Source organism: Enteroscipio rubneri (genome assembly GCF_002899715.1).
Lineage (GTDB): Bacteria > Actinomycetota > Coriobacteriia > Coriobacteriales > Eggerthellaceae > Enteroscipio > Enteroscipio rubneri.
Genome location: NZ_PPEK01000001.1, coordinates 608617 through 635269, shown reverse-complemented (window position 1 = coordinate 635269; position 26653 = coordinate 608617). Strand labels below are relative to the sequence as shown.

At 61.7% G+C, this 26653-nt stretch carries 25 protein-coding genes; 4 read left to right on the top strand and 21 right to left on the bottom strand.

Translation table 11 applies throughout. The annotated features are described in order from the left end of the window. Positions 1–170: 170 nt before the first annotated feature. The 4 genes from C2L71_RS02650 to proC all read left to right on the top strand — a co-directional run bounded on the left by C2L71_RS02650 (position 171) and on the right by proC (position 4044). Positions 171–1190 carry an alpha/beta hydrolase gene (locus tag C2L71_RS02650; RefSeq protein ID WP_103264205.1) on the top strand — a complete coding sequence of 340 codons (1020 nt, stop codon included), beginning with the start codon at positions 171–173 and terminating at the stop codon, positions 1188–1190. Beyond that, on the top strand, positions 1163–2518 hold the full coding sequence (locus tag C2L71_RS02645; RefSeq protein WP_103264204.1) for a phthiocerol/phthiodiolone dimycocerosyl transferase family protein: 1356 nt from the start codon (positions 1163–1165) through the stop codon (positions 2516–2518). The genes C2L71_RS02650 and C2L71_RS02645 overlap by 28 nt, the downstream gene beginning before the upstream one ends. Beyond that, the gene (locus C2L71_RS02640) at positions 2515–3171 is read left to right on the top strand and encodes a DUF6320 domain-containing protein (protein WP_103264203.1); all 657 of its coding nucleotides are present in this window, start codon (positions 2515–2517) and stop codon (positions 3169–3171) included. The genes C2L71_RS02645 and C2L71_RS02640 overlap by 4 nt, the downstream gene beginning before the upstream one ends. A 78-nt stretch (positions 3172–3249) precedes the next feature. Next, entirely contained in the window at positions 3250–4044 is a 795-nt protein-coding gene (proC, locus tag C2L71_RS02635) for a pyrroline-5-carboxylate reductase (RefSeq protein WP_103264202.1), read from the top strand. Positions 4045–4176: 132 nt separating this feature from the next. Here the strand turns inward: proC and C2L71_RS02630 are convergent, their stop codons facing one another. The 21 genes from C2L71_RS02630 to C2L71_RS02530 form a co-directional block, all read right to left on the bottom strand. Beyond that, positions 4177–4596 (bottom strand): PaaI family thioesterase, encoded by a 420-nt coding sequence (locus tag C2L71_RS02630; protein WP_103264201.1) that lies wholly within the window; start codon positions 4594–4596, stop codon positions 4177–4179. A gap of 263 nt (positions 4597–4859) precedes the next feature. Further along, positions 4860–6230 carry an MFS transporter gene (locus tag C2L71_RS02625; protein ID WP_239926247.1) on the bottom strand — a complete coding sequence of 457 codons (1371 nt, stop codon included), beginning with the start codon at positions 6228–6230 and terminating at the stop codon, positions 4860–4862. Positions 6231–6424: 194 nt separating this feature from the next. Continuing rightward, on the bottom strand, positions 6425–7807 hold the full coding sequence (locus C2L71_RS02620) for a sodium-dependent transporter (RefSeq protein ID WP_103264265.1): 1383 nt from the start codon (positions 7805–7807) through the stop codon (positions 6425–6427). A gap of 310 nt (positions 7808–8117) precedes the next feature. Next, positions 8118–9065, bottom strand: coding sequence for a hypothetical protein (locus C2L71_RS02615; RefSeq protein WP_103264199.1), 948 nt, complete (start codon positions 9063–9065; stop codon positions 8118–8120). A gap of 41 nt (positions 9066–9106) precedes the next feature. Next, positions 9107–9946: a tRNA pseudouridine(38-40) synthase TruA gene (truA, locus tag C2L71_RS02610; protein WP_103264264.1), complete on the bottom strand. Its 840-nt coding sequence runs from the start codon at positions 9944–9946 to the stop codon at positions 9107–9109. Between the two features lie 145 nt (positions 9947–10091). After that, positions 10092–13553, bottom strand: coding sequence for a DNA polymerase III subunit alpha (gene dnaE / locus C2L71_RS02605; protein WP_103264198.1), 3462 nt, complete (start codon positions 13551–13553; stop codon positions 10092–10094). Positions 13554–13877: 324 nt separating this feature from the next. Further along, entirely contained in the window at positions 13878–14285 is a 408-nt protein-coding gene (gene atpC / locus C2L71_RS02600; protein WP_103264197.1) for an ATP synthase F1 subunit epsilon, read from the bottom strand. 1 nt (position 14286) lies between these two features. Next, positions 14287–15738, bottom strand: a complete 1452-nt coding sequence (gene atpD, locus C2L71_RS02595; RefSeq protein ID WP_103264196.1) for a F0F1 ATP synthase subunit beta — start codon at positions 15736–15738, stop codon at positions 14287–14289. Beyond that, the gene (gene atpG, locus C2L71_RS02590; protein ID WP_103264195.1) at positions 15739–16644 is read right to left on the bottom strand and encodes an ATP synthase F1 subunit gamma; all 906 of its coding nucleotides are present in this window, start codon (positions 16642–16644) and stop codon (positions 15739–15741) included. A 12-nt stretch (positions 16645–16656) separates the two neighbouring features. Beyond that, positions 16657–18228, bottom strand: coding sequence for a F0F1 ATP synthase subunit alpha (gene atpA, locus C2L71_RS02585; RefSeq protein WP_187143231.1), 1572 nt, complete (start codon positions 18226–18228; stop codon positions 16657–16659). Then, a complete protein-coding gene (atpH, locus tag C2L71_RS02580) occupies positions 18222–18803 on the bottom strand; it encodes an ATP synthase F1 subunit delta (protein WP_103264193.1) in 582 nt (193 codons plus the stop codon). Before atpH ends, atpA begins: the two co-directional genes overlap by 7 nt. Next, a complete protein-coding gene (gene atpF, locus C2L71_RS02575) occupies positions 18793–19389 on the bottom strand; it encodes a F0F1 ATP synthase subunit B (RefSeq protein WP_103264192.1) in 597 nt (198 codons plus the stop codon). The genes atpH and atpF overlap by 11 nt, the downstream gene beginning before the upstream one ends. Positions 19390–19471: 82 nt before the next feature. Beyond that, positions 19472–19690 (bottom strand): ATP synthase F0 subunit C, encoded by a 219-nt coding sequence (gene atpE, locus C2L71_RS02570; RefSeq protein WP_013980437.1) that lies wholly within the window; start codon positions 19688–19690, stop codon positions 19472–19474. 120 nt (positions 19691–19810) lie between these two features. After that, positions 19811–20599: a F0F1 ATP synthase subunit A gene (gene atpB, locus C2L71_RS02565; RefSeq protein WP_103264191.1), complete on the bottom strand. Its 789-nt coding sequence runs from the start codon at positions 20597–20599 to the stop codon at positions 19811–19813. 21 nt (positions 20600–20620) lie between these two features. Continuing rightward, positions 20621–20917 carry a hypothetical protein gene (locus C2L71_RS02560; RefSeq protein ID WP_187143229.1) on the bottom strand — a complete coding sequence of 99 codons (297 nt, stop codon included), beginning with the start codon at positions 20915–20917 and terminating at the stop codon, positions 20621–20623. 237 nt (positions 20918–21154) lie between these two features. Continuing rightward, positions 21155–21613: a deoxycytidylate deaminase gene (locus C2L71_RS02555; RefSeq protein WP_103264190.1), complete on the bottom strand. Its 459-nt coding sequence runs from the start codon at positions 21611–21613 to the stop codon at positions 21155–21157. 11 nt (positions 21614–21624) lie between these two features. Continuing rightward, positions 21625–22260, bottom strand: a complete 636-nt coding sequence (gene upp / locus C2L71_RS02550; protein WP_103264189.1) for a uracil phosphoribosyltransferase — start codon at positions 22258–22260, stop codon at positions 21625–21627. Between the two features lies 1 nt (position 22261). Next, entirely contained in the window at positions 22262–23518 is a 1257-nt protein-coding gene (glyA, locus tag C2L71_RS02545) for a serine hydroxymethyltransferase (RefSeq protein WP_103264188.1), read from the bottom strand. A gap of 109 nt (positions 23519–23627) precedes the next feature. Next, positions 23628–24068, bottom strand: coding sequence for a ribose 5-phosphate isomerase B (rpiB, locus tag C2L71_RS02540; protein WP_103264187.1), 441 nt, complete (start codon positions 24066–24068; stop codon positions 23628–23630). Between the two features lie 55 nt (positions 24069–24123). Beyond that, the gene (gene glpK / locus C2L71_RS02535) at positions 24124–25629 is read right to left on the bottom strand and encodes a glycerol kinase GlpK (protein WP_103264186.1); all 1506 of its coding nucleotides are present in this window, start codon (positions 25627–25629) and stop codon (positions 24124–24126) included. After that, positions 25608–26588 carry an alpha/beta hydrolase gene (locus C2L71_RS02530; protein ID WP_103264185.1) on the bottom strand — a complete coding sequence of 327 codons (981 nt, stop codon included), beginning with the start codon at positions 26586–26588 and terminating at the stop codon, positions 25608–25610. Before C2L71_RS02530 ends, glpK begins: the two co-directional genes overlap by 22 nt. Between the last annotated feature and the right edge of the window lie 65 nt (positions 26589–26653).

Here is a 26653-nt window from a genome sequence, read left to right as displayed (position 1 = left end):
AGCATGCATGTACCCGTGGTCTTTTGACTGTGCACGTGCAGCTTGCACAGAGCGGCGAGGTTGCAGGCATCCATGTGCTACGATGAACCTCGAAGACGGTCCGAGCATCCGGGCCGCGACCGATCGGCGCGCGCTTTCGCGATGCCGCCCTCGGAAAGGACGGCATCGCCATGCCCCTCAACAAAGCGGTTCTCGCCGCATTCAAAGCGGCTTCGCGCCTGAAGCCCGACATCAAGCAGACCTACGAAGCCCAGCGAGTGGCCGAGGACGTCATGGGAAAGCTTTCCTTGCCCGATCCCCGCTGCCGCATCGACGAAGCAGTCGCCGTCATGCGCGACGGCTACGAAGTGCCCTTGCGGGTGTTCACCCCGCTCGATTTCGACTTCTCGCTCGACCGCGGGCTCAAGGTCGTCGAGGACTTCCGCGGCACCATCCTGTTCTTCCACGGAGGAGGATGGGCGAACGGGTCCGTCGACCTCTACATCGACGCCTGCTCCACTATGGCGGTCAAGCTCGAGCGACGTGTGGTGTCGGTGGACTACCGGCGCTCGCCGGAACATCGCTTCCCGCAGGCGCCCGAAGACTGCTACGAGACAGCCCGCCAGCTGTTCGCTGGAGAGTTGCTCGCCGACGTCGACGTCGACAACATCGTGCTATTCGGAGACAGCGCCGGCGGCAACCTGGCAGCCGTCGTCTCGCTCATGGCACGCGACCGCGGCGAGTATATGCCCCGTTCTCAAATGCTGCTCTATCCCGTAACCTACAACGACCACGACCCGCGCACGTCGTGGTTCGACTCGGTGCGCGAGAACGGCGAAGACTACCTGCTCACCGCGCGCGACGTGCAGGGCTACATGGAACTGTACTGCTCCTCGCCCGAGGATCTCGCCAATCCCTATCTCGCCCCGCTGCTCGCACCCGATGTGTCAAACCAGCCGCGCACGCTCGTGATCACCGCCGAGTACTGCCCGTTGCGCGACGAGGGCGAGGCCTTCGCAGCGCGGATCGACCTGGAAAGCGGCGAGGCGGCGTGCTATCGTGTGCTCGATGCCGTGCATGGATACCTGCTGTATCCTTCGGTGCTCAACGTGGTCAAGGACACCTACCGCATCATGAAACATTTTCTGGACGGCGATGGACTGGAACAGGAGGACGACCCGGCGTGGCTCGAGCTACTTGGTACCGACTAGACAACGTGGGGAAGTTCTACTCGTCGCAGGCGGGCAGCTCCGCCCAGACGGTTTTCCGATACTCCGCCGACCTTGTGGATGACGTCGACCCCGACCTGCTGCAGCGCGCACTCGAGAAGACGGTCGACACGTTTCCCAGCTTCAACGTGTGTTTACGCAGCGGCATGTTCTGGCACTATTTGGAACAGGCCTCCGAAATGCCGTCCGTGAGCCTTGAGAACCTACCGATCTGCTACGGGTTGCACGTCCACGCGAAAAGCGTGCTGTTCAGGACGAGTTACTACCACAGCCGCATCAACCTCGAAGTGTCCCACATGGTATCGGATGGGCGCGGCACTCTCAGCTTCTTCAAAGCGCTGCTCTACGCGTACCTGCAGGAGCGCTACGGCGTCGAAGGCGTGGAAACGGATTACGACGGATCGGACCACCAGAAATCCGAGGACAGTTTCGACAAGTACTTCGAACGAGACAAGGCAGCGCCCACGCACGCGCCGAAGGTCTACCGGCTATCGGGCTGGCGCGACATCGCGGATCCCACATTCATGGAATACCATCTTCCCGTACAGCAGGTGCTCGACCTCGCGCGCTCTTACGGAGTGAGCCTCACCTCGCTCGTGATCGCCGTTGTGCTATGCGCCATCCGCACGGAGATGCCGCAGCGTGATCGGCACCGCGCTATCCGCCTCGATATCCCTGTTGACCTGCGTCAATTCTTCGAGTCGGCCACGACCAAGAACTTCTTCGGACTGGCCTATGTGTCCTACGTGCCCGGCGACGAGAACGAGCCCGTAAGCGCCGTAGCCGCACAGGTGCAGGCCCAGCTGAAGGTGGCCACCGAGGCCGAGAACCTCAAATCGCGCATGAATCGCATGATCGCGCTCGAGAAGAACCCGCTTCTGCGTCTGGCGCCGCTGTTCGTGAAAGATCTCGTGCTCGGCTTGGCGGACTGGCTGGTCGCGCGCGAGACCACCACTACCGTCTCGAGCCTCGGCCCCATCCGCATCGATGAGAGGCTGGCCCCGTTCGTCCGGACGATCAATGTGCTCACCTCGACCAATGGCATCAACTTCATGGTGTGCTCGTTCGACGACGACCTGAGCATCGGCATCACGTCGGCCTACTCGAATCCTGACGTGATCAAGAATTTTTGTCGATTCTTCACGTCGAACGGCATCGAGGGCCTCATCAATATCAACAAGACGAGCAAGGAGGTAGCCGAGGATCGGTTGGAGACTAGATTTGAAGCCTCGGTCAAGCGGCTGGGCGGCCAGGCTTCTGCGCAGTCGGACGAACCGGTCCCTTCTGACGAGGATGGGGCGCGCGTATGAGGCGCTGCAGCAAATGCGGCGTAGCCTTCACCGGCGATCTCGATCGATGCCCGCTGTGCCAAGCTGAGCTCGAAGGCGAAGCCGAACCCTCGGTATTTCCCGTGAACGCGGTCAGGAAATCAGGTGCCGTGGCGCTCGCCGTGCTGGCGTTCGTCACCGGGGCATGCCTGATCGCCCTGCCCTTTCTGGGACATCTTCTGGACATCCCGGGCGACATCGTGCTCGCCGTTTGCGTGGGGCTCGCCTTGAACTACCTATTCGTTCGGAACATTATCGTACACAACCCGGACTTTTTACGCGTGGTAGCGCGTTACTTCCTCATCCTGCTCGCCGTCGCCGCCGCCTGGTTCCTCGTAACGGGCAATCTCATCGTCACGACGTTCGTCATTCCCGGCATCTGCCTGACGGCGATCGTGTACGACGTCGTGCTCGTCGCGGTGTTCAGGGGCACGTTTGTCTCCGGGTACGCCAAGTACCTTCTATTCGATGTCGTACTGGGCGTGGCGCCGCTGGCCCTCTCGATCCTCGGTCTCACCACCTGGGACGTGCCCGCGTATGCAAGCGCGCTTTCCGCGTGCGTATTTCTTCTCGCATTGCTCGTCTTCACACGCAGGCAGCTCCTGGCCGAGATGCGCAAATTGTTCTCCGCATAACGCAAGCTGCCCTTGGATGCGCGCCCCGCATATCGTACAATCGAACGATACCGGTTTCAACGAGGGGAAAGAGGCACGATGGCGAACGAACAGATCAGACTCGGTTTCATCGGATTCGGCAACATGGCGCAGGCCATTGCGCGAGGACTCGTCGGCGCGGGGGCGCTGTCGGGCGAGCGCATCACGGCATGTGCAGCGCACTTCGACAAACTGCAGCGCACCGCCAAGGAGATTGGCGTGAACGCAGTCGAAACGGCGGCGGAGGTCGTCGAAGCGAGCGATTTCATCGTGATCGCCGTGAAGCCTTACCTGGTCGAACACGTGATCGAGCCCGTGCGCGAGGCGTTGGCTGGCAAAGTGGTGGTGTCGGTGGCGTTCGGATGCTACTTCGATTTCTTCGAGAGGATCCTCGATCCGAGCACCCACCACATCAGCACAATACCCAATACACCCATCGCCGTAGGAGCCGGCGTCGTCTCCTGCGAGCAGCGGCATTCGCTTACCGAAGAAGAGTTCGCCGCGTTCTCGGATCTGTTCGGCCAGATTGCGCTCATTGAGAGCATGGACACCAAGCTGCTCTCGGTGGCGAGCGACGTGGCCGGTTGCGGTCCCGCGTTCACGGCCCTGTACGTTGAAGCGCTCGCCGATGCGGCCGTGAAGCACGGCATGCAACGCCCGACCGCCTACCGGCTCGCCTCGCAAATGATCGTGGGCACGGGAAAGCTGCAGCTGGCGACGGGCAAGCATCCCGGCGAGCTGAAAGATGCCGTATGCTCGCCCGGCGGCACCACCATCAAAGGCGTCACGCAGCTTGAAAAGAGCGGGTTCCGTGGCGCAGTGATCGATGCCATCGATGCCATCGAAAACGCCTGACGGATCATCAGGAACGAAGAAGGGAGCGCGCAGAGGCAGCATCCCCACACATACCATGAATCGGAAGCGCAACCTGCGCTACGATCGTGATAACGAGACCCGCACCTGGTGGCAGGAGGCGGGTTTCGCTTGTCATGCTTCGCCGATGCGCGTCTCGAACAGGGCCACGGTGCACGTTGCCTTCACGAGAATCTTGCCGTCCGGGCGAGCGATCTCCACGTCCGATACCACGGAGCGCCGCCCTTTGTGGACAACTGTGCCTACCACCTCGAAGTACTCGTCGTCGACAAGCCCCGGGCGCAGGAAATTGGCCGTCAACGACATAGTCGTATTCTGGAATCCATAGGTGTCGGCCACGCCCGTACCGGCCATGTCGGCCAGCGCCAGCAGGAATCCGCCGTGCACGGTTCCGATATTGTTCGCGGAATCCGGCCCGGGGTAGGCGCGCATCTCGAAGCGGCCCTCTTCAGCGCAGATAAACTCAGAGCGCTCGAGACCGCCGATATCGGCGACGTCGCTCTTGCAGAAGTCAAGGACAAGCGGGTCCAGCATGTCGTACCTCCTCGTTCGGTGTTGAGCATGGGGCGCAGACTCGGGTCCGCGTCGACGCGTTCGCGTCGACGCGTTGCGGCACGCGACGGGATGTCAAAGGCCTGCGGGCGGGACGAAGCGCTGCAACCGGCAGCGCATGGACGCCCCCTTGCAAGCTGCAGTCCCATCATACCGTAGTTGCTGCTTCTGGCGCTCCAGCCCGGCAGCGCCGACACCCGCATGCACCAGGACACGCGCCTCACCTGCCCACCATCGAAATGATGCTACCTGCTGCGCGCTTCCCGCCTGCGCATCGCACGCGCGTAGAAGAATGCGAGCACAAGCCCTGCCGCCGCGATACCGATGGCAATGGCCAGCGTATGGGCAAAACCCGACGCATACGCCTGCGCCTTTGCCGCACCAGCCACGGTATCTCTCAGCACATCCGCCGAAAGAACCCCGACGAACAACGACGAGCCGAGCGCCGAAGCGATCTGAACAGCCGTGGAATTGATGGATGCGCCATGCGGGTATAAGTTGGACGGCAGCTGCCCGAGCGCCGTCGTCTTCGACGGGGCCACCACGAACCCGACGCCTGCATACACCGCCGCAGAGCATAGCACGACCAGCGCCGCCGCGAAGCCTTGCGCCGAGAAGAACGCGCCCGTCTGCCCGATGAGCACAAGCACGAGGCCCGCCGGGATGAGCGGCCAAGCGCCGAATTTATCGTACAGCCTGCCTCCGAAGAACGTGAACACCGCATTGACCAGAACTGGGCCCAGCAACAGCAGGCCCGAGACGAACGCCGTACGCCCCAACGCTCCTTCGTAGTACAGCGGCAGAAGAATGCTCATCGAGTAAGAGGTCAGCATGCCCACCATCACAAGGACGATTCCTGCAGCGAAGCGCGGATGGGCTAGGGGGTGTAGATTGAGCAGCGGCTCGCTCGCCGAGAACTGCCGCCAGGCGAAGAGAGCGAGGAGCACCGCTCCACCGGCCAGAGCGACAACGGACGGCAGGACGTCATGGGTGATTTCGCCGAGCCCGAACATGAGCGCGCTCAAACCCGTCAGGCCCAAGATCACGCTCAGTACGTCGGCAGAGGCGTGCCCGGGCGATGCGCCGTCGCGGATCAGGAAGGCGCCGACGACAAGCAGCGCCAGCGCCAGCGCCAACGGAACAATGAACAGCGCCGACCATCCGAAGTACGTGAGTGCAAGACCCGAGACCGTCGGGCTCACCGCCAAACCTATGGCTATCACGCCGCTGTTGAGAGCAAGGCGGGTGCCGAGCGTCCTGCGCGGCGAGTTCGTCATGATGGCGCTCGTCACCATGGGAAAGAACAGACCGGTGCCGATAGCCTGTATGAGGCGGCTGCCGAACAAGGTTGGAAAATCGGGCGACAGCAGGGCCGCTCCACTTCCAATCGCCAGCGCTCCGACGCCGACAAAGAACACCCGCCGCAAACCGAGCCGACCGAGCAAAAACGCCGACAGCATAATGGAGGTAGCCGCGACCACCATGTATCCCACAATCAGCCAGTTCGCCACAGAGAGCGTAACATCGAAACGACGTGCCACCTCGGGCAGCGCGACGTTCATCATGCTCTGGCTGAACGAACCAGCGAACGAGCAAGCAAGAAGTGCGGGCAGCATGCTACCCGATGCCCTTCCAGAAATGCCCGCTGCGCTCATCCCATCGCCTTCCGCTCGACCGATCTCCCGATCCGCCGCAACCGGCGGATCGGGTTCCAGTCTAGCGTCAGGCGGGAAGAGTCCGGCAACCGATCGAAACCCGCAATGGTCCAGTCATCAAACCGAGCGCTGTGTGTAGCCGGCAGGACGAACGGCTAGAAGCTTACAAGGCCGAAAGTTTGCGCGACGTAAGCCACAAGAATGACTATCACCAGCACAGGCGCAACGTACTTGATCATGATGGTCCACACCTTCTCGGCCTTGAAGGGGCTCGAGCGTTTCACCTCGTCAACGATCACCTTCGGCTTGATAATCCAGCCGACGAAGACGCACGTCAACAGTGCGACGATAGGCATGATAACCGAGTTTGATATGAAGTCGAAGAAGTCGAGCAGCGACGATCCTGGCCCGAGCGGCTCGATAAACGATAGACCGCTGTAGCCCATGTTCACGATAACGCCCGCGACTGTGACGACGGCAATGACCGCGATAAGCGACTTCTTGCGGCTCCACCGCGCGCCGTCCATGATAATGGATACGCACGTTTCGGTGAGCGAAATGGCACTCGTCAGCGCTGCGAACAGCACGAGCAGGAAGAACAGAAAACCGACGATCGTCGCAGCGTCGCCCATGCCTCCGAAAACGCCGGGCAACGTGATGAACATCAGGGACGGGCCGGAATTCGACGCGACCGCTTCTCCCGATCCCATGGCCACAAAGGCAGCTGGAACAATCATAAGCCCTGCGAGGAACGACACACCAATGTCAAAGCCGCCGATGCGGGTAACGCTCTGCGTAAGGCTCGACTTTTTGTCAAGATAGGAGCCGTACGTGATCATAATGCCCATAGCCAGCGACAAGCTATAGAACATCTGCCCGAGCGCCCCGATCACGAGCTCCGGCGAGAACTTGCTGAAATCGGGCACGAGATAGTACAGCACGCCGTCAAGGGCGCCCGGCATGGTCATCGTGTAGATGGCGATGCATACCGCCATGATAATGAGCGCAGGCATCATGATCAAGTTGGCTTTCTCGATGCCGCCCTTCACGCCGAGCGACACGACGATGAACACGATAGCCATGAACAAGAGCATCCAGAGAAAGCTTTCGGTGTTGCTTGTGATGAAACCTGTGAAGAAGCCTCCATCGTCTGCGAGTGCCGCAGGACCATTGATGAGGTAAGCGGCTGTATACTTCGTCACCCATCCGCCGATGATGCAGTAATACGGCGTGATGATGAAGGGGACCGTCGCTGCCAGCACACCGATAAAGGCGTACTTCTTCCCAAACGTCCGAAAAGCGCCAATGGCAGACTGCCCGGTTTTACGTCCGAGCGCCGTCTCGAGCAGCAGCAACGATACGCCGAACGTGAAGACGAGCACGAGGTACGTCAGCAAGAACGTGCCACCGCCATACTGGGCCGCCAGATAAGGAAAGCGCCACATGTTGCCGAGGCCCACCGCGGACGCCGCAGCAGCCAGAATGAACGCCCACTTGCCCGACCACGAAGAACGCGCGGGCGCACCGGATGATGCCATGGTAACCTCCAAGGTACGTCAGAATTGCAGTTGTCTCGAAGCCCCTTCGTATTCGGACAGCAAAGATCTGCACGCGAGCACGATCCGCCATCCAAATGCTGCATTATACCGGGAAATGCATGAACGATTCATCACATTGAGCGAATAGGTTCGGATGAAAGCGGCCAAAGGCTTCAAGTGCCGCAGGGAGCAGCACACGCGAAGCGAGCCCCTCCCCTGCCCGCAAGATCGGGCGTGCATGACTCGATGCGTTCTGACGGATCGACGTCACATTCCCGCATGAGCAAACGCGAAAGAAGCTCCCGCGAGATCAGGCGAGCTTCGAAGTATCAACGGCAACAAGGTGACCGTGCTCGTCCTCGAACACGCACAGGCTGCCATCCTGGCTCTCATAGAGATTGCGGAAACTTGCGAGCCGCTCGCTTGACAGCGGATGAGCCGGCCGGTCGCCCTCTCCGTCGTCTGAAAGCGCACTGTCATCCGTCCGCTGTACGTCTTCGATCTTCTCCACGTCGCACGTGAATTCCGCAGGATCCTCAACGTGAATTGGCGCGAACTCCTCGGTCGGCGACAGAACGGCGCAAGCTGCGCTCGGCGGGTCGCACGCGGGAATCTCAGACGCAGCTGGAACGCTTACCTCGAAACACGCCGACTCCGCCTGGTCGATCACAGTCTCGACGGCAGGCTCTGATACGGCATCAGTCGGGCATCCTGCATCGCAGGAGGGATCCACCGCCGGAGCTGAAGCATCGAAGGAAGACTCGGCCATCGGACCGGGAGCATCGCTCGAAGGCGCGGCCATCGGTGCATCGCAGAGAGGTTCAACCATCGGAGCAGAAGGCGCCTCGGCAGCAACGGGCTCGACGGTCGCGACGGTCGCGACGACCGATGGAAGCTCGATCACGGGAAGCTCGATACGCTGCGACCGCCTGCTCGCGTTCTGCCCTGGTGCAGAGGGGGCGTCTTGTAGCGCAGCATCGGCATAGCCCCCCTCCACGACTTCGATTCCGGAAGGCATGATGGGCCCTGTCGTAAGGGGCGCATCGATACCCAAACGGATGGCAAGAGAGAGATTCGACTGCGCGATGGTCACAAGCTCGCGTGCATAATCGGCCACCGCGTCGCCATCGGCGGGCTCTCGCAAGAGCTTGCCGATTTCAAGAACGCGACCCCACGAGAGTGCGTCGACATCCTCCTTCATAGACACGATGCGATCCACCTCGCGAGCAACCTTTTTTTCCGTCGATGTTCCGAACACACACGCCTTCTTCCTGTAAGCAAGGCGATCATTGTACCACGTCAGTAAATGACTCGCCAGAACACAAGACCCTGGGCAGGAGCATTCTCGCCCGCAGCCTGACGTTCGCGCGCCTCAAGCACCTCGGCCACCCACGAGGCGGGACGCTGGCCTCGACCTACCATAACAAGCGTGCCCACTATTGTGCGAACCATGGAGTGCAGAAACGCGTTGCCTACCACCTTGATGGCGAGGATGTTCTCCCCTAAGACGGTTTCAGGATGGAAGGATATCTCGCGTATATTGCGGTTCGTCGGCTTTCCCTCAGCCGACGCTGCCAAGCAGAAGCTCTTGAAGTCGTGTTCACCCAACAGGTACTGTGAGGCGACCTCCATTGCCGACACATCCAACCCACCGGGCACGAACCACGAGAAATCCTTCATGAAGATAGGACTCGTGCTGTCCACGCACAGATGATAGTGATATTCGCGCGCCTGGGCATCGAACCGCGCCGAGAAGCCGAGTTTTTTCGGCTCCACCTCACGCACGCTGATGGCATCGTGCGTGAGCGCATTGAGCGAGCGGCGCAGGGAAGGCAGCGAGCGTCCGCCGAGATCAACGTCGTCCACGTCAAAGCTCACCACCTGGCCGAGCGCATGCACGCCGGCGTCGGTGCGTCCGGCACACGTCGTCTCAACGTCGCGCTTGAACAGCAGGTGCAAGGCGTCTTCGAGATCACCCTGCACGGTGAGCTGCCCGGGTTGGCGGGCGAAACCGGAGAACGGAGCGCCGTTGTAGGACAGAGTAAGCGCGAGCGTGTGATCACGCACGGGCTTTTCGGCGGTTGGTGCCGCCGCTTCGCGCTGACGCGCGGATGTGGGGGTGATGGTTTGCGTATTCATAGCCGCCATGATAAACGAACCCGGCCCCGCCGCAAGCCCGAGCCGGGTTCCGCTTGCCAAATTGTTGAAATGAGACGTTAACCGTATCCCTTCGCCTCGCAAATCGTTCGCAACGTCAGCGAGAAGCGCCATGCTCCGCGTATCCCTACGAAGCCCTCCACACCTGCGCGCCGAACAGATCTTGGATCTCGGAGCGCATGATGGGGCTCGTCGAATCCACCGATACGGGCAATTCGGCGCGGAACTTATGACCGTCGTTCTGCTGAACGAACAGCACCACGCCGTCACGGCCCGGGTATGACTTCAGAATACGGTTAAGGCGCAGGGACTTAGCCTGATCGAAATCGGCCATGGGCACGCGCAGCTCGAGGTGGGAAGGGGCCGCGTCGGCGTCGGATAGCTCGATCGACTCCACTTCGAACGCCATGATTTGGTTGCCGCGATCATTGTGCTCGAATTTGCCCTTGATCTTGACAATCGCGTCCTCTTGGATAGCGTCGGCGTTTTCCTCGTACTTGAAGCAGATCGCCTCGATGTGGCCGGTCGTATCCTCGAGCGTAAACGTAGCCATCTTCGTGCCGCGCTTCGTGAGCTTCGTCACCACATTCGAGACCATGCCCACGAATACGGCTGATTTGATCTCGCTCGTGCGCTCGGCCAAATCGCCCAGCTGGTACTTCGTCATGTGCGCGATGGCGTTCTCATAGGGGCGCAGCGGATGGTCCGAGACGTAGATCTTCATGATCTCCTTCTCGTATGACAGCAGCTGGCGCTTCGGCCACTCAACTCCGTCGGGTTCCGGGATATCCTCCTCGAAGCCTGAATCGGGGTCGTCGCCGAACAGATCGAACATGGACACCTGGCCCGCATCGCGATCTTTCTGGCGCTTCGAGGCGCTTTCCAGAAGCGGCGTTTCGTCCACGAAGAACATGAGCTGCTTGCGCGTGTAACCCGTCGAATCGAATGCCCCGCCCTTGATGAGCGCCTCGAGCGTCTTGCGGTTGTAGCACTTCGCATCAAGACGGTTCACAAAGTCGTGCAGCGAGGTGAACGGACCATTAGCCTCGCGTTCAGCGATGATAGCCTCGGCCACATTCGCGCCGACGCCTCGCACGCCAACCAAGCCGAAGCGCACGCCTTCGTCCGTGGGCGTGAACTCGGCGTTGGACGAGTTGATATCCGGGGGCAGTACGGGGATCCCCGAATGGTTGCAGCTCGCGATGTAGCGGATCAGACGATCAGTATTGCCCATATAGGACGACAGCACGGCGGCCATAAAGTCGTTTGGGTAATGAGCTTTCAAATACGCGGTTCGCATCACGAGGATGGCGTAGGCTGCGGAGTGCGACTTATTGAACGCGTACTTCGCGAACTTCTCGGCATCCTCCCAGATCTGCTTTGCAATCTCGAGCGAATAGCCGTTCTCGACCGCGCCGGCGTTCCAGTCCTCCTGCAAACCGCGCATGACGTCGATCTTCTTCTTGCCCATCGCCTTGCGCAGCTTGTCGGCCTTACCTGCCGAGAATCCGCTCATAGCCATGGATATCTGCATGATCTGCTCTTGGTAGACCATGGTGCCGTACGTCTCCTCCAAGATAGGGCGGAGCCGCTCGTCGTAATAGTGGATGGAGGTCTTGCCGCTCGCAACCTTGATATAGTCCTCCACCATGCCGGACTCAAGGGGGCCCGGACGGTTGAGGGCGATGGAGGCCACGATGTCGGAGAAGCGCGTAGGGGGAAGCCGCGCGAACAGGCTTACGTACAGCGCGCCCTCCACCTGAAACAAGCCGTCCATGTTGCCCGATTGCATGAGCTTGAAGGCGGCTTCGTCGTCGATGGGAATCTCTTCTGGGACGACCTTCATGCCAAACCGCTGCTCGATGTTCTTGCAGGCGATGGTGAGCACATCGAGCGTGCGCAGGCCGAGGAAGTCCATCTTCAACAGGCCGAGCTCGGGCGTATAATGACCGTCGTATTGCGTAATGATGCCGCCGCCCTTGGTATCGCGCTTCATGGGCACGTGATCACTCATAGGATCGCGGCAGATGATGGTGGCGCAGGCATGCACGCCCTCGCCGCGCACGTGGCCCTCGATGGACTTCGCGGCGTCAAGAACGGCTTTCACGTCCTCCTCGGTCTCGTAGGCCTTCTTGAGATCCGGGTTCGTGGCAAGGGCCTTGTCGATGGTGATGCCCAGCTCGTCGCCGATCAGCTTGCATATGCGATCGCCCGTGTTGTAGGGGTAGTCCAGCACGCGCGCAGCGTCGCGCACAGCGTTCTTCGCTTGCAGCGTGCCGAACGTGATGACCTGCGATACGTGGTCCTCGCCGTACACGTCCTTGATGTGGTTGATCACCTCTTCGCGGCGACCCTGCTCGAAGTCGACGTCGATATCGGGCATCTCCACGCGTTCGGGCGACAGGAATCGCTCGAACAGCAGGCCGTTTGACAGTGGGTCAAGCGCGGTAATGTCCATGGCGTACGCAACGATGGCGCCTGCGGCCGAGCCGCGGCCCGGCCCGACGCCGATACCCTGGCTGCGCGCCCACTCGATGTACTCCTGCACGATGAGGAAGTACGCCGGGAAGCCCTGCTGGATGATGACGCCCATCTCGTAATCGGCGCGTTCCTGCGCCTCCTGCGGAACCGGGTCTCCGTAATGCTTGACCAAGCCCTCCTGCACACGACGTCGGAAGTAGCTTTCCTCCGTCTCGCCTTCGGGCAAGGGGAACCGCGGCAGGATGGAGTCGCGCTCAAGCACCACGTTCACCTTCTCGGCCAGCTCTACCGTTGTGTCGCAGGCCTCGGGGAAGTCCTTCAGCGCCTCGCGCATCTCCTCCTCGGTCTTCATGTAGAACTCGTCGTTTTCGAAGCGCATGCGCTTCTCATCGTTCACAGCCGCGCCCTGGGCGACGCACAGCATGTAATCTTGGGCCTTTGCGTCCTCGCGCGTAAGGTAGTGGAAGTCGTTCGTAGCGATGGTCTTGAGTCCGGCCGCCTTGGCAACGTCGGTGAGCATATGGTTGAGCTCGGTTTGCGTGAACCCGGCGTCGGTGCGAATGCCCTGGTTCTGCAGTTCGATGTAGAAGTCGCCCGGCTCGAAGCAGCTGGCAAAACGCTTAGCCCACTCGACAGCGTCATCGAACTGGCGATTGTCCAAGAGCTTTGGAATGATGCCTGCGATGCACGCCGATGAGCCGATGATGCCCCGACCGTACTTCTGAAGCATGCTGAACGTCGTGCGCGGCTTGTAGTAGAAGTTGTCGACGTGCGACTCGCTGACCAGCTTCACCAGGTTGTGGTAGCCCTCGTTGGTCTTTGCCAGCAGAAGCAGATGGTAGAGTTTGGGTTTGACATCCTTGCGCAGCTCTTCGTCGGTGGTGAAGTACACCTCGCAGCCGTAGATGGGCTTCACGCGCTTGCCCGTCTCCTCCTCCACCCTGTCGCACATCTCGCACAGCTGCGGCACGCCCGACATCACGCCGTGGTCGGATATGGCCACAGCCGGCATATCGAGCTCGGCGGCTCGCTTCACCATGTCGTAGATGTGTGTATGCCCGTCGAGCAGGGAGTATTCGGTATGGTTATGCAGATGGACGAATGCCATATCTTGTGCCTCGAATCGGTTGGGATGCGCGTGGTTGTGTTTTTGGCGCGAACGCGGTGTGCCACGATGCCGATACAATGATACCAGCATCGGCGAAGCCGATAGTCGAACAAACGATGGTTTTTGCGCGGAAGCGCCGCGTGGCCGGATGCCGCAGACCCTTCAGCTTGGACCGACGTCCGCAAAAAACTCGTCGGCTCCGCAGCCCAGCACAACGAAGCAGAGCCCCCATGCGGGGGCTCTGCTTCGTTTCTCGGACGCCTTGACTTTCAGTCGTTGCGTTGCCAAGCGACCTCAAGCCGCACGTCGTCCGGCATGTTCCAGCTAAGCAGCTGCCACTTTCAGCTGGGCGTCGCACCACGCCTTGTCGGCGGGGAGCGTCGTCTTGCGCGCTTCTTCGTCGGACAGGTCGGCAAGTTTGCTTTCTATGGAGGCCAGTTGCTGGCGCACCGCCTCGACGTCGATGTCGGACGACAGCAGAGCGCGATCGGCCAAAATGATGACCTTGTCGCCCGTCACCTCCACATAGCCGCCCTGCAGCGCGTAACGCTTCGTCTCGCCGTCCTCGGCACTCTTGACATGCGCCTCGCCATCGGCGAGCACGGACACGAGCGAGGCATGGCCCTTCAAGAAGCCCATTTCGCCTTCAGCGCCGGGCACGACGACGATCTCGACCTCCTCCGAGACGAGCAACGCCCGCGGCGTCACGATGTCGCACACGAACCCAGCCATGTTACGCTTCCTTCTTCATCTCTTCGTACGCAGCATACACGTCGTCGATCGAGCCTTTCATGCGGAAGCATTGCTCGGGAATATCATCGCACTTGCCGTCGAGGATGGCCGCAAAGGAGCGGATGGTGTCCTCGAGCTTCACGTACTTGCCCGGCAGGCCGGTGAACTGCTCGGCAACGTGGAAGCACTGGCCGAAGAACTGCTGCGCCTTGCGAGCGCGGTTCACCGTGAGCTTCTGCTCTTCGGAAAGCTCGTCCATGCCGAGGATGGCGATGATATCCTGGAGGTCCTTGTAGTTCTGCAGAAGCTCCTGGATGCCCGTCGCCACGCGATAGTGCTCGTCACCGACGATCTGCGGATCGAGCGCGCGGGAAGTGGACTCCAGCGGATCGACGGCCGGATAGATGCCCAGCTCGGAAATCGAACGGGACAGAACCGTCTTCGCGTCGAGGTGCGTGAACGTCGTGGCCGGCGCAGGGTCGGTCAAGTCGTCGGCGGGCACGTACACTGCCTGCACCGACGTGATTGAGCCGGTCGTGGTCGACGTGATGCGCTCCTGCAAATCACCCATCTCGGTGGCCAGCGTCGGCTGGTAGCCCACAGCGGACGGCATACGGCCGAGCAGAGCGGACACCTCGGAGCCGGCCTGCGTGAAGCGGAAGATGTTGTCCACGAACAAGAGCACGTCCTGGCCCTGGTCGCGGAAGTACTCCGCCTCGGTGAGGCCCGCCAAGCCGACGCGCAGACGCGCTCCCGGAGGCTCGTTCATCTGACCGTACACAAGGCAGGTCTTGTTGATAACGCCCGAGTCGCTCATCTCGAGGTAGAGATCGGTGCCCTCGCGGGTACGCTCGCCGACGCCCGTGAACACTGACGTGCCGCCGTGCTCCTGTGCCAGGTTGTTGATGAGCTCCTGGATGATGACGGTCTTGCCCACGCCGGCGCCGCCGAACAGGCCCGTCTTGCCGCCCTTGACGAAGGGCTCGACGAGGTCGATGGCCTTGATGCCGGTCTCGAATATCTCGGTCGTCGTTGACAGCTCGTCGTACTCCGGTGCCGGGCGGTGGATGGGCATGTACCCCTTCACCTCGGGCATCGGCTTCTCATCCACCGGTTCGCCCATCACGTTCCAGATGCGGCCCAGCGTCTCGGGGCCGACGGGCATCATGATCGGGTGGCCCGTATCGACAACCTCGAGGCCGCGGACGAGGCCGTCCGTCGAACTCATAGCCACCGAACGGACAAGGTTGCCCGGCAGGTGCGTCTCCACCTCAAGGACGAGGTGCAACTCACCCGCCAGCGTCGTAGCATCAACCGTCAGCGCGTTGTAGATCGCTGGCAGCTGATCAGGAGCGAACTCGACGTCAACAACGGGACCGACGATGCGCACGATGCGCCCAACGCCGCCTTTGCTGGCTTCAAGCTCCTCCTTTGTAAACATGTGTTCAGCCATTTAATCCTCCAAAGCCGCAGCGCCACCGACGATTTCCGATATCTCGGTCGTGATAGCGCCCTGGCGTACACGGTTATACAATCTGGTCAGCAATTCAACCATCTCGGTCGCGTTGTCGGTCGCTGCCATCATGGCGCTTCGACGCGCGGCCTGCTCGGCGGCGGCCGAGTCGATGAGCGCATGGTATAGCATGGTGCGCACGTACGCGGGCAACAGACGATCGAGAACGGCTTCGATCCCCGGTTCGAAGATCACATCGCCTTCGAGCACCGGCTCCTCATCGGCGGGCACATCGTCGGCCGCAAGCTCGCTCTCGAGCGTTGAGGTGTCGACCGGCAGCACGGTTTCTTGGCAAAGCTCCTGCTCAACGGGGTTCTTTGCATGGTTGTACACCACGATGACCTCGTCGACATCCCCATTGACGTACCCGTCGATAGCGAACGCCGCGATGGCGGCAGCCTCATCCACCGTCGGATCGGCGGATAGGTCCGCGAACGAGAGAACCGGATCCATCTTACGGTACGTGAAGTGGCCGATAGCCTTTTTGCCGCAAGCCACCACCTGGACGCTTGCGCCTTCCGCCTGCTTGTTCCTCATGAGGCGCTTCACGTGGCGCAGTACGTTGCTGTTGAAACCGCCCGCCAGCCCACGGTCCGACGTGACGACCACCACGAGCACGTTCTTGATCTCGTCATGCTTGCGCAGCAGCGCGTTCTCGGTGCCACCCACACGCTTGGCGACGCTGGCCAGCATCTCAACCATGGAGTCGGCGTACGGCGTCGCGGCCTGCACGCGCTCATTGGCACGACGGACCTTCGCTGCCGCCACCATCTGCATGGTGCGCGTAATCTGCTTCGTCGAAGTGACGGAGTTGATGCGCCGTTCTATGTCGTGAAGGTTGGGCATAGTCTACCTGCCTTACGCCGAGGGAGCGAACTGCAGCTTGAAAGTCTCAATCGCAGCGTTCAGGTCGGCTTCGATGGCATCGGTAAACTTGCGCTCCTTCTCCAACGCCTCGACGATCTCGGGCTTGGATGCATGAAGGTACACGAGCAGCTCACCACGGAAGCGCGTGACGTCCTCCAGGGGAATGTCGTCAAGGTAGCCGTGGGCGCCCGCGTAGATGGCGATAGCCTGGTCCATGACGGGCATCGGGGCGTACCGACCCTGCTTCAGCAGCTCGGTCATATGTGCACCGCGATTGAGCTGAGCCTGCGTTGCCTTGTCCAAGTCGCTGCCGAACTGCGTGAACGCCTGCAGCTCACGGTAGGACGCCAAATCGAGGCGCAGCGTGCCGGCAACCTGCTTCATGGCCTTCACCTGCGCGGAACCGCCAACGCGCGACACCGAGATGCCGACGTTGACTGCGGGGCGCTGGCCCTGGAAGAACAGGTCGGTGGACAGGAAGATCTGACCGTCGGTGATGGAGATGACGTTCGTCGGGATGTAGGCGGACACGTCGCCGGCCTGCGTCTCGATGATCGGGAGCGCCGTCAGCGAACCCGCACCGTACTCGTCGGACATCTTGACCGCGCGCTCCAGCAGACGCGAGTGCAGGTAGAAGATATCGCCCGGATAGGCCTCGCGTCCCGGCGGGCGGCGCAGCGTCAGCGACATCTGGCGGTAGGCGACAGCCTGCTTGGTCAGGTCGTCGTAGATGCACAGCGCATGGCGGCCCGGGTTGTCGGCGGAAGCCGGCTTGCCGTCCTCGCCGTTGTACATGAAGTACTCGCCGATCGCAGCGCCCGCCATGGGGGCGATATACTGCAGAGGGGCGGAATCGGACGCGGAAGCGTTCACGATAATGGTGTAATCCATCGCGCCGTGACGCTCAAGCGTCTCCACCACGCCGGCAACCGTGGAGGCCTTTTGGCCGATCGCGACGTAGATGCAGATCATGTTCTTGCCCTTTTGGTTGATGATCGCATCAACCGCAATGGCGGTCTTACCGGTCTGGCGGTCGCCGATGATGAGCTCGCGCTGTCCGCGACCGATGGGGATCATCGAGTCGATGGCCAGGATGCCGGTCTGCATCGGCTCCTCGACGGGTTGGCGCATAATAACGCCCGGAGCCTTGAACTCGATCGGACGCATGCCATCGGCCTTGATGGGACCCTTGCCGTCGATGGGCATGCCGAGCGGGTTGACCACGCGCCCGAGCATTTCTTTGCCAACCGGGATGTCGACGATCTGACCGGTCGTTTTAACCTGGTCGTTCTCCTTGATTGCGGTGACGTCACCAAGCAGCACGGCGCCGACTTCGTCCTCTTCGAGGTTCTGAGCCATACCGTACACGGTCTGGCCGTCCTTGCCCACGAACTCGAGAAGCTCGCCTGCCATGGCAGCCCTCAGACCGTCGACGCGCGCGATACCGTCTCCAATCTGGATAACGGTACCAACCTCGCGCGATTCGACGCTCGTGTTGAGCGCGTCAAGCTGCTTGCGCAGTGCATCGTCAATAGACTGTGCGGTGATTTCAGTCACTAGCATTCACCTCCATCTGTTGATAGTTTGAGCACGTTGCGAGCGCTTTCCAACTGCGACAGGACACTGGCGTCGATACGCCTGCCGCCCGCACTCATCAATATGCCGCCGATCAGGGACTTGTCGATGCGCTCGCGCAGCACCACCTTCGTGCCCAGATCGGCCTCGGTTTTCTTCGTAATAACCTCTCGCAGATGATCGTCCAGTTCGACGACGGTGACGACGTCGACGACCGTGACGTTCAGCTTGCGCTCGAGCTGCTCTCCGTAGCTTTCCCATACGCGCGACAGCAACGCAAAATCCTTGCGCTCGGCCATGACGGCCAGAATGTCAACAAGGACCGGATTGGAGTCGGCGAACACGGCGCGCGCAAGACTCCCCCTCTGCTCGGGCGTATAGGAGCTGTCTTTCAACGCATTGGAGAATTCGACGCTTCGCGTGCGAACGATGCGTATTATGAGCTCAAGCTGGTCGCGAACCTCGAGCGCAGCAGCCTGGCCGCCTTGTTCGTAGGCTCCGTCGAGCAGCGCGGCGGCATACGTCGCCACCTTCTCCTTGCGAATCTGACGATTAGTTGGCATTGAAACTACCCGCCTCGTTCACGTAGCGCTCAATGATCTTGCGATGCTCCTCGTCGCTCAAGTCGTCCCCGATGAGACGGGAGGCGACGGCGATCGAAGTGTCGGCTACCGAGCCCTGCAGCTCGGCGATGGCCGCCTTCTTTTCCGTCTCGATGGCGGCGCGCGCCTTCTCGATCATGGCAGCGGCTTCGATCTGGGCCTTCTCGGTGATGTCGGCTTTCGCCGCATCGCCGGTGCGCTTCGCCTCGGCAACGATCTGAGAAGCCTGGCTTTTCGCTTCCTCGAGCTGCCGCTTGTACTCCTCGAGCGTCCGCTCGCTTTCGATACGCGCCTGCTCGGACTTCTCGAGGGAATCCTTGATGGTCTGCTCGCGCTTCTCCAGCATGCCGTTGAATAGCGGCCAGCCGAATTTCGCGAGGATGAACCAAAGGATCAGGAAGGCGATGAGCATGGGGATGAATTCATCCATCTGCGGCAAGATGGCGTTGATGCCGCCGCTGGATTCCTCGCTGGCGAACGCCAGCGTGGGGCACAGGGCGGTGACGGCGGCAGCGGCGCACGCAAAGCTGCCGAAGCCGCGAGCCATTCTACTTGCTTTTCTGTTCAACTCGCTTCCCTCCTTTTCTTCGTACTGATGGAATACCTGTTGGTTTGTACCAGGAATCGTGCTAGCCGATGAAGAAGAGGACCAAGCCGAGCAGTGCCAGCGCCTCGGACATGGCAGCGCCGATGAAGAAGTAGCCCATGAGGGTGCCCTTCATCTCGGGCTGGCGCGCAGCGGAAACGCACAGGCCGTACGTTGCAACACCGATGCCGATGCCGGGGCCGATGGCGGCCAGGCCGTAGCCGACGACCTTCAGTGCAGCAAGCGCAATAGTAACGTCCACAATTACCTCCTTTGTCGAACCCGGAGCCTTCCTCCGGACCCTTGCTTATACCTATCAGCTGAGATTACGTACCAGCTGCAGTACCGAAATGAACGGCGGCCTTGCGACCGCCGCGCCTCATCAGTGGGGATGGGTCGCCATGCCGATGTACGAGGCGGACAGGATGGTGAACACGTAGGCTTGCAGGAACGCCACCAGGCATTCGAGGGCATACATGAGGATGAGCAGGATGAACCAGGCGACGGCGGGCAGCGCGGTGACGAAGTCCATCTGGAAGATGGCGAACTGCAGGAACACCGTCGTGGCGAGCGAGAACACGGCGAGCACCATGTGGCCGGCCAACATGTTGCCGTACAGTCGAACAGCCAGCGTGAGCACGCGAATGACCATCGAGAAGAACTCGAGGAACCAGATGACGGGAACCATGCCCAGCGGCACGCCCGACGGCACGAGGCTCTTGATGTAGCCGAACACCCCGAGCTGCTTGAGTCCGTAGAAGTTGAAGTATACGAACGAAATGGCCGCAAGCGCCCACGTGATGCTGATGGTGCCGGTGGCCGCCTTGGCGCCGGGAATGAGGCCGACCACGTTGGCCAGCAGGATGAAGAAGAACAGCGTGCACAAAAACGGCACGTGCTTCTTGAATCCGTGGCCGATGACGTCCGCGCCAATGCCGTTGCGCACGAACTCGTAGCCGTACTCAACGGTGTTCAAGAACTTGTTGGTGGGAATGAGCTGAAGCTTCTTTCCGCTGATCAGGACGATCAGGAGGACGAGGGCCAGGATGAAGAACATGTACAGCGTGTACTGGCTTATGTCCCATCCGGCGATCGAGAACACGGTTGCCGATTCGAATGTGCTCGACAGATGCTGAGCTTCCTCGACGAAAGTGTTAAGCGCGTCACCCATACTGGATTTCCAACCTTTCCGTTACTGTTTCTTGCGCGGGCCGAGACCGTTCTTGTACACCACGTACGCAGCCGTAGACACGATGAGGGCAAGCATTTCGGCTATCCCGAACGGAAGAACGAGCGGGCGTGCCACAATCGCGCACACGATTAGCTCCACAATCAGAACGACCAGGGACACAGATACGCCCGCCAAACCATAGAGCGCGGCATTGAGCGCCGTCGCTGACGCGGATCGGCGCGATAATCGCAAGGCGATGAACAGCGGAATGAAACCGAGAAGGCCCGCACCAGCCCCTATTAGAATAGCCAGAGCCATATCTCGCTTTCTTCATCCTCTGCCTGCATGTCGTCTCCGGCCGACCTCGACCGGAACACATACTAACAGAATATGCAAATTCGTCTACGAAAAGGAAACGAAATGCCTAAAATCCGGGTAAACGACCATGAACGATCGACAAGCGCCGCGAACGGTCGCTCAGCGAGGCTTCCGCCCTGCCGCTGATGCGAGCACATGCGCATGGAACGGATTCGATAGATTAATCGTCTCACCAGATCATGAATCGAAAATGCGCATCTTCATACCCGCTTCCCGCAACATGGACATGGCCAGTTCGTCAGGATACGGATTCTGGTAGACAATCTCGTCTATGCCGGCGTTGATGAGCATTTTGGCGCACACCACGCATGGCTGCGTGGTAATGTAGATGGAGGCGCCCGTGATGTTGATGCCGTAGCGCGCAGCCTGGATGATGGCATTCTGCTCGGCGTGCAGTCCGCGGCAGATCTCGTGGCGCTGCCCGCTCGGAACGCCCAGCTGCTGACGCAGGCACCCTGTCTCGGCGCAGTGGGCGAGCCCCGTCGGAACACCGTTGTAGCCGGTAGCTAGGATACGCCGGTCCTTGACGATGACGGCACCCACCGCCCGACGCAGGCAGGTCGTACGGCTGGCGACTTCGGTTGCCAGCTTCATGAAGTATTCGTCCCAGCTGGGTCGCTCAATGGACGATTCCATAGCAGCCCTCTCTACTCGGTACCGAAGATGCGATCGCCGGCGTCGCCCAAGCCGGGAAGTATGTAGGCGTTCTCATCGAGCCGCTCGTCGATGGCGCAGGCGTAGATCTCCACATCGGGATCGGAGGCAAGCACGGCCTCGACGCCCTGCGGAGCCGCGACGATCACCATCAGTCTCACGACACCCGCCACGCCCTGCTCTCGCAGGTAGGCGATAGCAGCCGCCGCCGAACCACCCGTTGCGAGCATAGGATCGACCACGATGACGACTCGCTCGGCAATATCATCGGGCAGTTTGGCATAGTACGCGACGGGGCGGTGCGTCGTTTCGTCTCGGTACATGCCAAGATGCCCCACGCGCGCAGCGGGAACGAGGTCAAGCACGCCGTCCACCATGCCAAGGCCCGCGCGCAGGATAGGCACGACGGCGACCTGTTTGGCAACGCGACGGCACGTCGCAGGCGCGAGCGGCGTCTCGACATCCACCTCAGAAAGAGGCAGATCGCGCATGGCCTCGTAGCCCTCGAACAGCGCGAGCTCGCGAACGAGTTCGCGGAACTGTTTGGAGGGTGTGGCCTTGTCGCGCAAGATGGACAGCTTGTGCTGCACCATCGGATGGTCGATCAACCGGACGCGATCGCCCCACATACTAGTAGGCCAGTTCGGGATAGAGCGGATGAGCGGCCAAGAGGGCATCTACCTTGGCGCGGATGTCGGCGAGCCTCGACTCGCTCTCGGCGTTGAACACCGTAGCGGCGATGAGCTGGCCCACCTCGTAGAAATCCTCGGCGGTGAAACCGCGTGTCGTGGCCGCAGCGCTGCCCACGCGGATGCCGCTTGTGACGAAGGGCGAGCGGGTCTCGTTGGGGATGGAGTTCTTGTTCGCCGTCAGGCCCACGCTCTCCAAAAGCTTCTCGGCGTCCTTGCCGGTGACGTCGGCGGGCGTGAGGTCCACGAGGCACAGGTGGTTGTCGGTGCCGCCGGAGACGAGGCGCAGGCCGCCGTCCATCATGCCCTGTCCCAGACGTGCGGCGTTCTCCACCACATGGCCGATGTACTCCTTATAAGAGGGCTGCGCGGCCTCGCCGAACGCGACGGCCTTACCGGCGATGACGTGCATGAGCGGGCCGCCCTGCGCGCCGGGGAACACGGCCTTGTCCACGCGCTTGGCTATGTCCTCGTCGTTCGAGAGGATGAAGCCGCCGCGCGGTCCGCGCAGGGTCTTGTGGCTGGTGGACGTGACCACGTCGGCGTGCGGCACGGGACTCGGGTGCGCGCCGGCGGCCACGAGGCCGGCAATGTGGGCCATGTCCACCATAAAGTACGCGCCCACCTCGCGCGCGATGGCGCCCATGCGCTCGAAGTCGATGATGCGGGGGTAGGCCGACGCGCCGCCCACGATGAGCTTCGGCTGCACCTCTTTGGCGATGCGCTCGACTTCGTCGTAGTCGATGGTCTCGGTCTTGGGATCCACGCCGTAGCTGGCGAAGCGGTAGTAGCGCCCCGAGAAGTTCACAGGCGAGCCGTGCGTGAGGTGTCCGCCCTGGTCCAAGCTCATGCCCAACACCGTGTCGCCCAGCTCGAGGAGCGCTGCGTAGGCGCCGAAGTTCGCATTCGCGCCGCAGTGGGGCTGTACGTTCGCATAACCTGCTCCGAACAGCGCGCATGCGCGATCACGCGCCAGATCCTCGACAATGTCCACCTTTTCGCAGCCGCCATAATAGCGTTTGCGCGGATAGCCCTCGGCGTACTTATTGGTGAGCACGCTGCCCACGGCCTCCATGACAGCGGGCGACGTGAAGTTTTCCGAAGCGATGAGCTCAATGGAGTCGCGCTCGCGAGTAAGCTCTTGGCGCAGGGCGTCGGCGACGGCAGGGTCGGAATCGGGCAGATAGGTCAAAGCCATGACGGGCATCCTTTCGAAGGCGGAGCAAGCTGTTTTGCGTCGGTCGATATGCTAGCACATCCGCAACCGCGCTGGTCTGCAGGCGGCGCAGGAGGCCAGAAAGCGCCACTCACCCCTCTTCGAGCGCCTTGATCTTCTCGACACGACCCGCGTGGCGGCCCTCGCCGAAGGGGGTGGCGAGAAACGCATCGAGAATGGCCCGGTTCACATCCACGTCGACGAAGCGACCGGAAAGCGCGACGATGTTCGCATCGTTGTGCTCGCGCGAAAGTTCGGCGAAGCGAGGGGTGACCACGTTCACGGCGCGGATGCCGCGAACCTTGTTCGCAGCCACGGCCATGCCGATGCCTGTACCGCACACGAGCACACCGCGCTCGGCCGCGCCGCCCGCCACGTCGCGCGCAACGAGCGCAGCGTAGTCGGGATAGTCGACACGCTCATCGGAGTCCGGTCCGCGATCGATCACGTCGTGGCCTTGCGCGACCAGATAGTCAACGAGCCCCTGCTTCTGCTCGAAGCCTGCATGGTCGCTTGCGATGCTGATCTTCATATCCTGTATCCTTCCTCAGACTCCCGATCCTTCTGATACGCGCAGCAGCTCGCGTTCAGGAGCACGGCCTGGACATCGTCCGGGCGACAGCGCAGGCCCAGCTTTCGAGCAGCCGTGCATGGCGCGCATCTTCCATGCACGGTTCGAACACCGCGTCCGAAGCGCGAAGCGCGCGCAGAGCGTCCGCATCCTTCCAAAAGCCCGTGAAAAGCCCCGCGAGGAACGCGGCGCCGAGCGCGGTGGTTTCCGTATTCTGCGGACGGCGCAGAGGCGTGCGCAAGATATCGCTTTGGAATTGCATGAGAAAATCGTTCGCGGACGCGCCTCCGTCCACGTTGAGCGAGCTCAAGGCCACCTGCGCATCCGCCTCCATGGCCACGCAGAGATCGTGCACCTGATAGGCCAGGGACTCGAGTGCCGCTCGCACGAGGTGGGCCCGCGTCGTGCCGCGCGTCAAGCCGTAGATGGCTCCGCGCGCCTCGGAATCCCAATGCGGGGCGCCGAGACCCGTGAACGCAGGCACGATGCATACGCCTCCGGTATCGGGGACGCTTCGGGCGATGGCCGAGGTATCGGCCACATCGTCGACAAGTCCCAGCTCGTCGCGCAGCCACTGCAAGAGCGCGCCCGCCACGAACACGCTGCCCTCGAGGGCGTATTCGGGGCAGGGCGTATCGGGCGCCGAAGCGGCGACGGTGGCGATCAGCCCGTGCTCCGAGCGGCAAGCATCGAAGCCGGTGTGCATGAGCAGGAAGCAGCCGGTGCCGTAGGTGTTCTTCGCTTGGCCCGGCTCGAAGCAACATTGGCCGAACAGGGCGGCCTGCTGATCGCCTGCGACGCCGCAGATGGGAACGCCCGGCACGATGCCGGGGTTCGCCGTGCGGCCGAACTCGCTTGATGAAGGCCGCACCTCGGGCAGCATGGATGCGGGCACATCGAACAACTCAAGTAGCCAGGGATCCCAGCGCATGTCGTGAATGTTGAACAGCATGGTGCGACTGGCATTTGTCACGTCGGTCGCATGCACCTGGCCCTGCGTGAGCGACCAGATGAGCCAGCTGTCCACGGTTCCGAACGCCAATCTGCCGGCTTGCGCCGCCTCGCGCGCGCCCTCGACGTTGTCGAGGATCCACTTCACCTTGCTCGCGGAGAAGTACGCATCGGGCACGAGCCCGGTCCGGGCCTGGATTTCGCGAGCGACGCCCGTGCGCATCGCGAGTTCCTCGATGATGGGAGCCGTGCGACGACACTGCCACACGATGGCGTTCGACACCGGCTCGCCCGTCTCGCGATCCCAGACGATCGTGGTCTCGCGCTGGTTCGTGATGCCGATGCTGTCGATGTCGTCCGGCCCGAGGTTACGAGCTACCAGCAGCTCGGTGAGAGCGCCAAGCTGCGACGTCAGGATGTCGCGCGGGTCGTGCTCCACCCAGCCAGGCCGCGGGTATATCTGAGGGAACGGGTTCTGCACCGCATCGACGACGCGACCCTGCGCGTCGACGAGCATCGCGCGCGACGAGGTGGTTCCCTGGTCGAGCGCTACGACGTAGCGTTTCGGCATGCATGCTCCTCAATCCAATCGATCACCTCAGTATAAACCCGGGTGCGGCCCGGTTCGTTGAGGATTTCGTGGCGCATGCCATCGTACAGATGCAGCTCGACATCGCGCACGCCCGCGCGCCGCATGAGCTCGGCAGCGGCTTCGACGCCCTTGCCGCACGCCCCGACAGGATCCTCGGCCCCGGCGATGAACAGCACCGGCAGATCCTTCGGCACCCGCGACGCGCACCGCGCCGTGGCGACCTCGGCCGTGAGGTCGGTAAGCGAGGCGTAGCCGCCGACGGAGAACATCGCGCCGCACAGTTCGTCGGCACGATAGGCATCCACGACGGCGGGATCCGTGCATATCCAATCATGCGGCGTGCGCGCGTTATCGATCTGGCGCGCATACGCTCCCACGCCCATGCGATCGAGCAGCGGGCTTCGGTAAGAGCACCCCTTGCGCTTTGCCAAGAAGCGGGCGAGCGCGTTACCCGCCTTCGACAACGCGAGCGGCTGCTGGCCCGTCCCGCAGAGCACCGCGCCGGAAAGCCCCTCGCCATGACGAGCCAGGTAGGCGCGCACAATGAAGCTGCCCATCGAATGGCCGAACAGGATGCAGGGCGTCTGGCGCGAATAGCGCGCCGTCACCGTCTTGCGCAGTTCATGCACATCCTCGATGAGTATCTCCTTGCCTTCGACGGGCAGGCAGCCCAGATCGTCGAGCGACGAGACGCTTTTTCCATGACCGATATGGTCGGCGGCGCACACCACGAATCCGCGCTGCGCCAAGAAGCGGGCGAATTCGTCATAGCGCCCCACATGCTCGACCATGCCGTGAACGATCTGCACGACACCGCGCGGCGCGGCGCGCTTTCTTCCCCTGACCTCGGCTGGCTTCCACTCGATGCCCTTGATCATAGATACGCCGTCATGGGACAAGAACCCCACCGGCGCGGTTGTAACCGTGCTTTCCGCCATACTTCCCCCTCCCCAGGAGTTTGTCCCAGTATACCCGCAGCGGACACGGCAGGTGCGGAAGATCG

What these genes read in the sequence shown, in the direction of transcription:
- C2L71_RS02650 (WP_103264205.1), top strand. Translation starts at nt 171, where the DNA reads ATGCCCCTCAACAAAGCGGTTCTCGCCGCATTCAAAGCGGCTTCGCGC.
- C2L71_RS02640 (WP_103264203.1), top strand. Translation starts at nt 2,515, where the DNA reads ATGAGGCGCTGCAGCAAATGCGGCGTAGCCTTCACCGGCGATCTCGAT.
- proC (WP_103264202.1), top strand. Translation starts at nt 3,250, where the DNA reads ATGGCGAACGAACAGATCAGACTCGGTTTCATCGGATTCGGCAACATG.
- C2L71_RS02630 (WP_103264201.1), bottom strand. Translation starts at nt 4,596, where the DNA reads ATGCTGGACCCGCTTGTCCTTGACTTCTGCAAGAGCGACGTCGCCGAT.
- C2L71_RS02625 (WP_239926247.1), bottom strand. Translation starts at nt 6,230, where the DNA reads ATGCTGCCCGCACTTCTTGCTTGCTCGTTCGCTGGTTCGTTCAGCCAG.
- C2L71_RS02620 (WP_103264265.1), bottom strand. Translation starts at nt 7,807, where the DNA reads ATGGCATCATCCGGTGCGCCCGCGCGTTCTTCGTGGTCGGGCAAGTGG.
- truA (WP_103264264.1), bottom strand. Translation starts at nt 9,946, where the DNA reads ATGAATACGCAAACCATCACCCCCACATCCGCGCGTCAGCGCGAAGCG.
- dnaE (WP_103264198.1), bottom strand. Translation starts at nt 13,553, where the DNA reads ATGGCATTCGTCCATCTGCATAACCATACCGAATACTCCCTGCTCGAC.
- atpC (WP_103264197.1), bottom strand. Translation starts at nt 14,285, where the DNA reads ATGGCTGGGTTCGTGTGCGACATCGTGACGCCGCGGGCGTTGCTCGTC.
- atpD (WP_103264196.1), bottom strand. Translation starts at nt 15,738, where the DNA reads ATGGCTGAACACATGTTTACAAAGGAGGAGCTTGAAGCCAGCAAAGGC.
- atpG (WP_103264195.1), bottom strand. Translation starts at nt 16,644, where the DNA reads ATGCCCAACCTTCACGACATAGAACGGCGCATCAACTCCGTCACTTCG.
- atpA (WP_187143231.1), bottom strand. Translation starts at nt 18,228, where the DNA reads ATGCTAGTGACTGAAATCACCGCACAGTCTATTGACGATGCACTGCGC.
- atpH (WP_103264193.1), bottom strand. Translation starts at nt 18,803, where the DNA reads ATGCCAACTAATCGTCAGATTCGCAAGGAGAAGGTGGCGACGTATGCC.
- atpF (WP_103264192.1), bottom strand. Translation starts at nt 19,389, where the DNA reads ATGGCTCGCGGCTTCGGCAGCTTTGCGTGCGCCGCTGCCGCCGTCACC.
- atpB (WP_103264191.1), bottom strand. Translation starts at nt 20,599, where the DNA reads ATGGGTGACGCGCTTAACACTTTCGTCGAGGAAGCTCAGCATCTGTCG.
- C2L71_RS02560 (WP_187143229.1), bottom strand. Translation starts at nt 20,917, where the DNA reads ATGGCTCTGGCTATTCTAATAGGGGCTGGTGCGGGCCTTCTCGGTTTC.
- C2L71_RS02555 (WP_103264190.1), bottom strand. Translation starts at nt 21,613, where the DNA reads ATGGAATCGTCCATTGAGCGACCCAGCTGGGACGAATACTTCATGAAG.
- upp (WP_103264189.1), bottom strand. Translation starts at nt 22,260, where the DNA reads ATGTGGGGCGATCGCGTCCGGTTGATCGACCATCCGATGGTGCAGCAC.
- glyA (WP_103264188.1), bottom strand. Translation starts at nt 23,518, where the DNA reads ATGGCTTTGACCTATCTGCCCGATTCCGACCCTGCCGTCGCCGACGCC.
- rpiB (WP_103264187.1), bottom strand. Translation starts at nt 24,068, where the DNA reads ATGAAGATCAGCATCGCAAGCGACCATGCAGGCTTCGAGCAGAAGCAG.
- glpK (WP_103264186.1), bottom strand. Translation starts at nt 25,629, where the DNA reads ATGCCGAAACGCTACGTCGTAGCGCTCGACCAGGGAACCACCTCGTCG.
- C2L71_RS02530 (WP_103264185.1), bottom strand. Translation starts at nt 26,588, where the DNA reads ATGGCGGAAAGCACGGTTACAACCGCGCCGGTGGGGTTCTTGTCCCAT.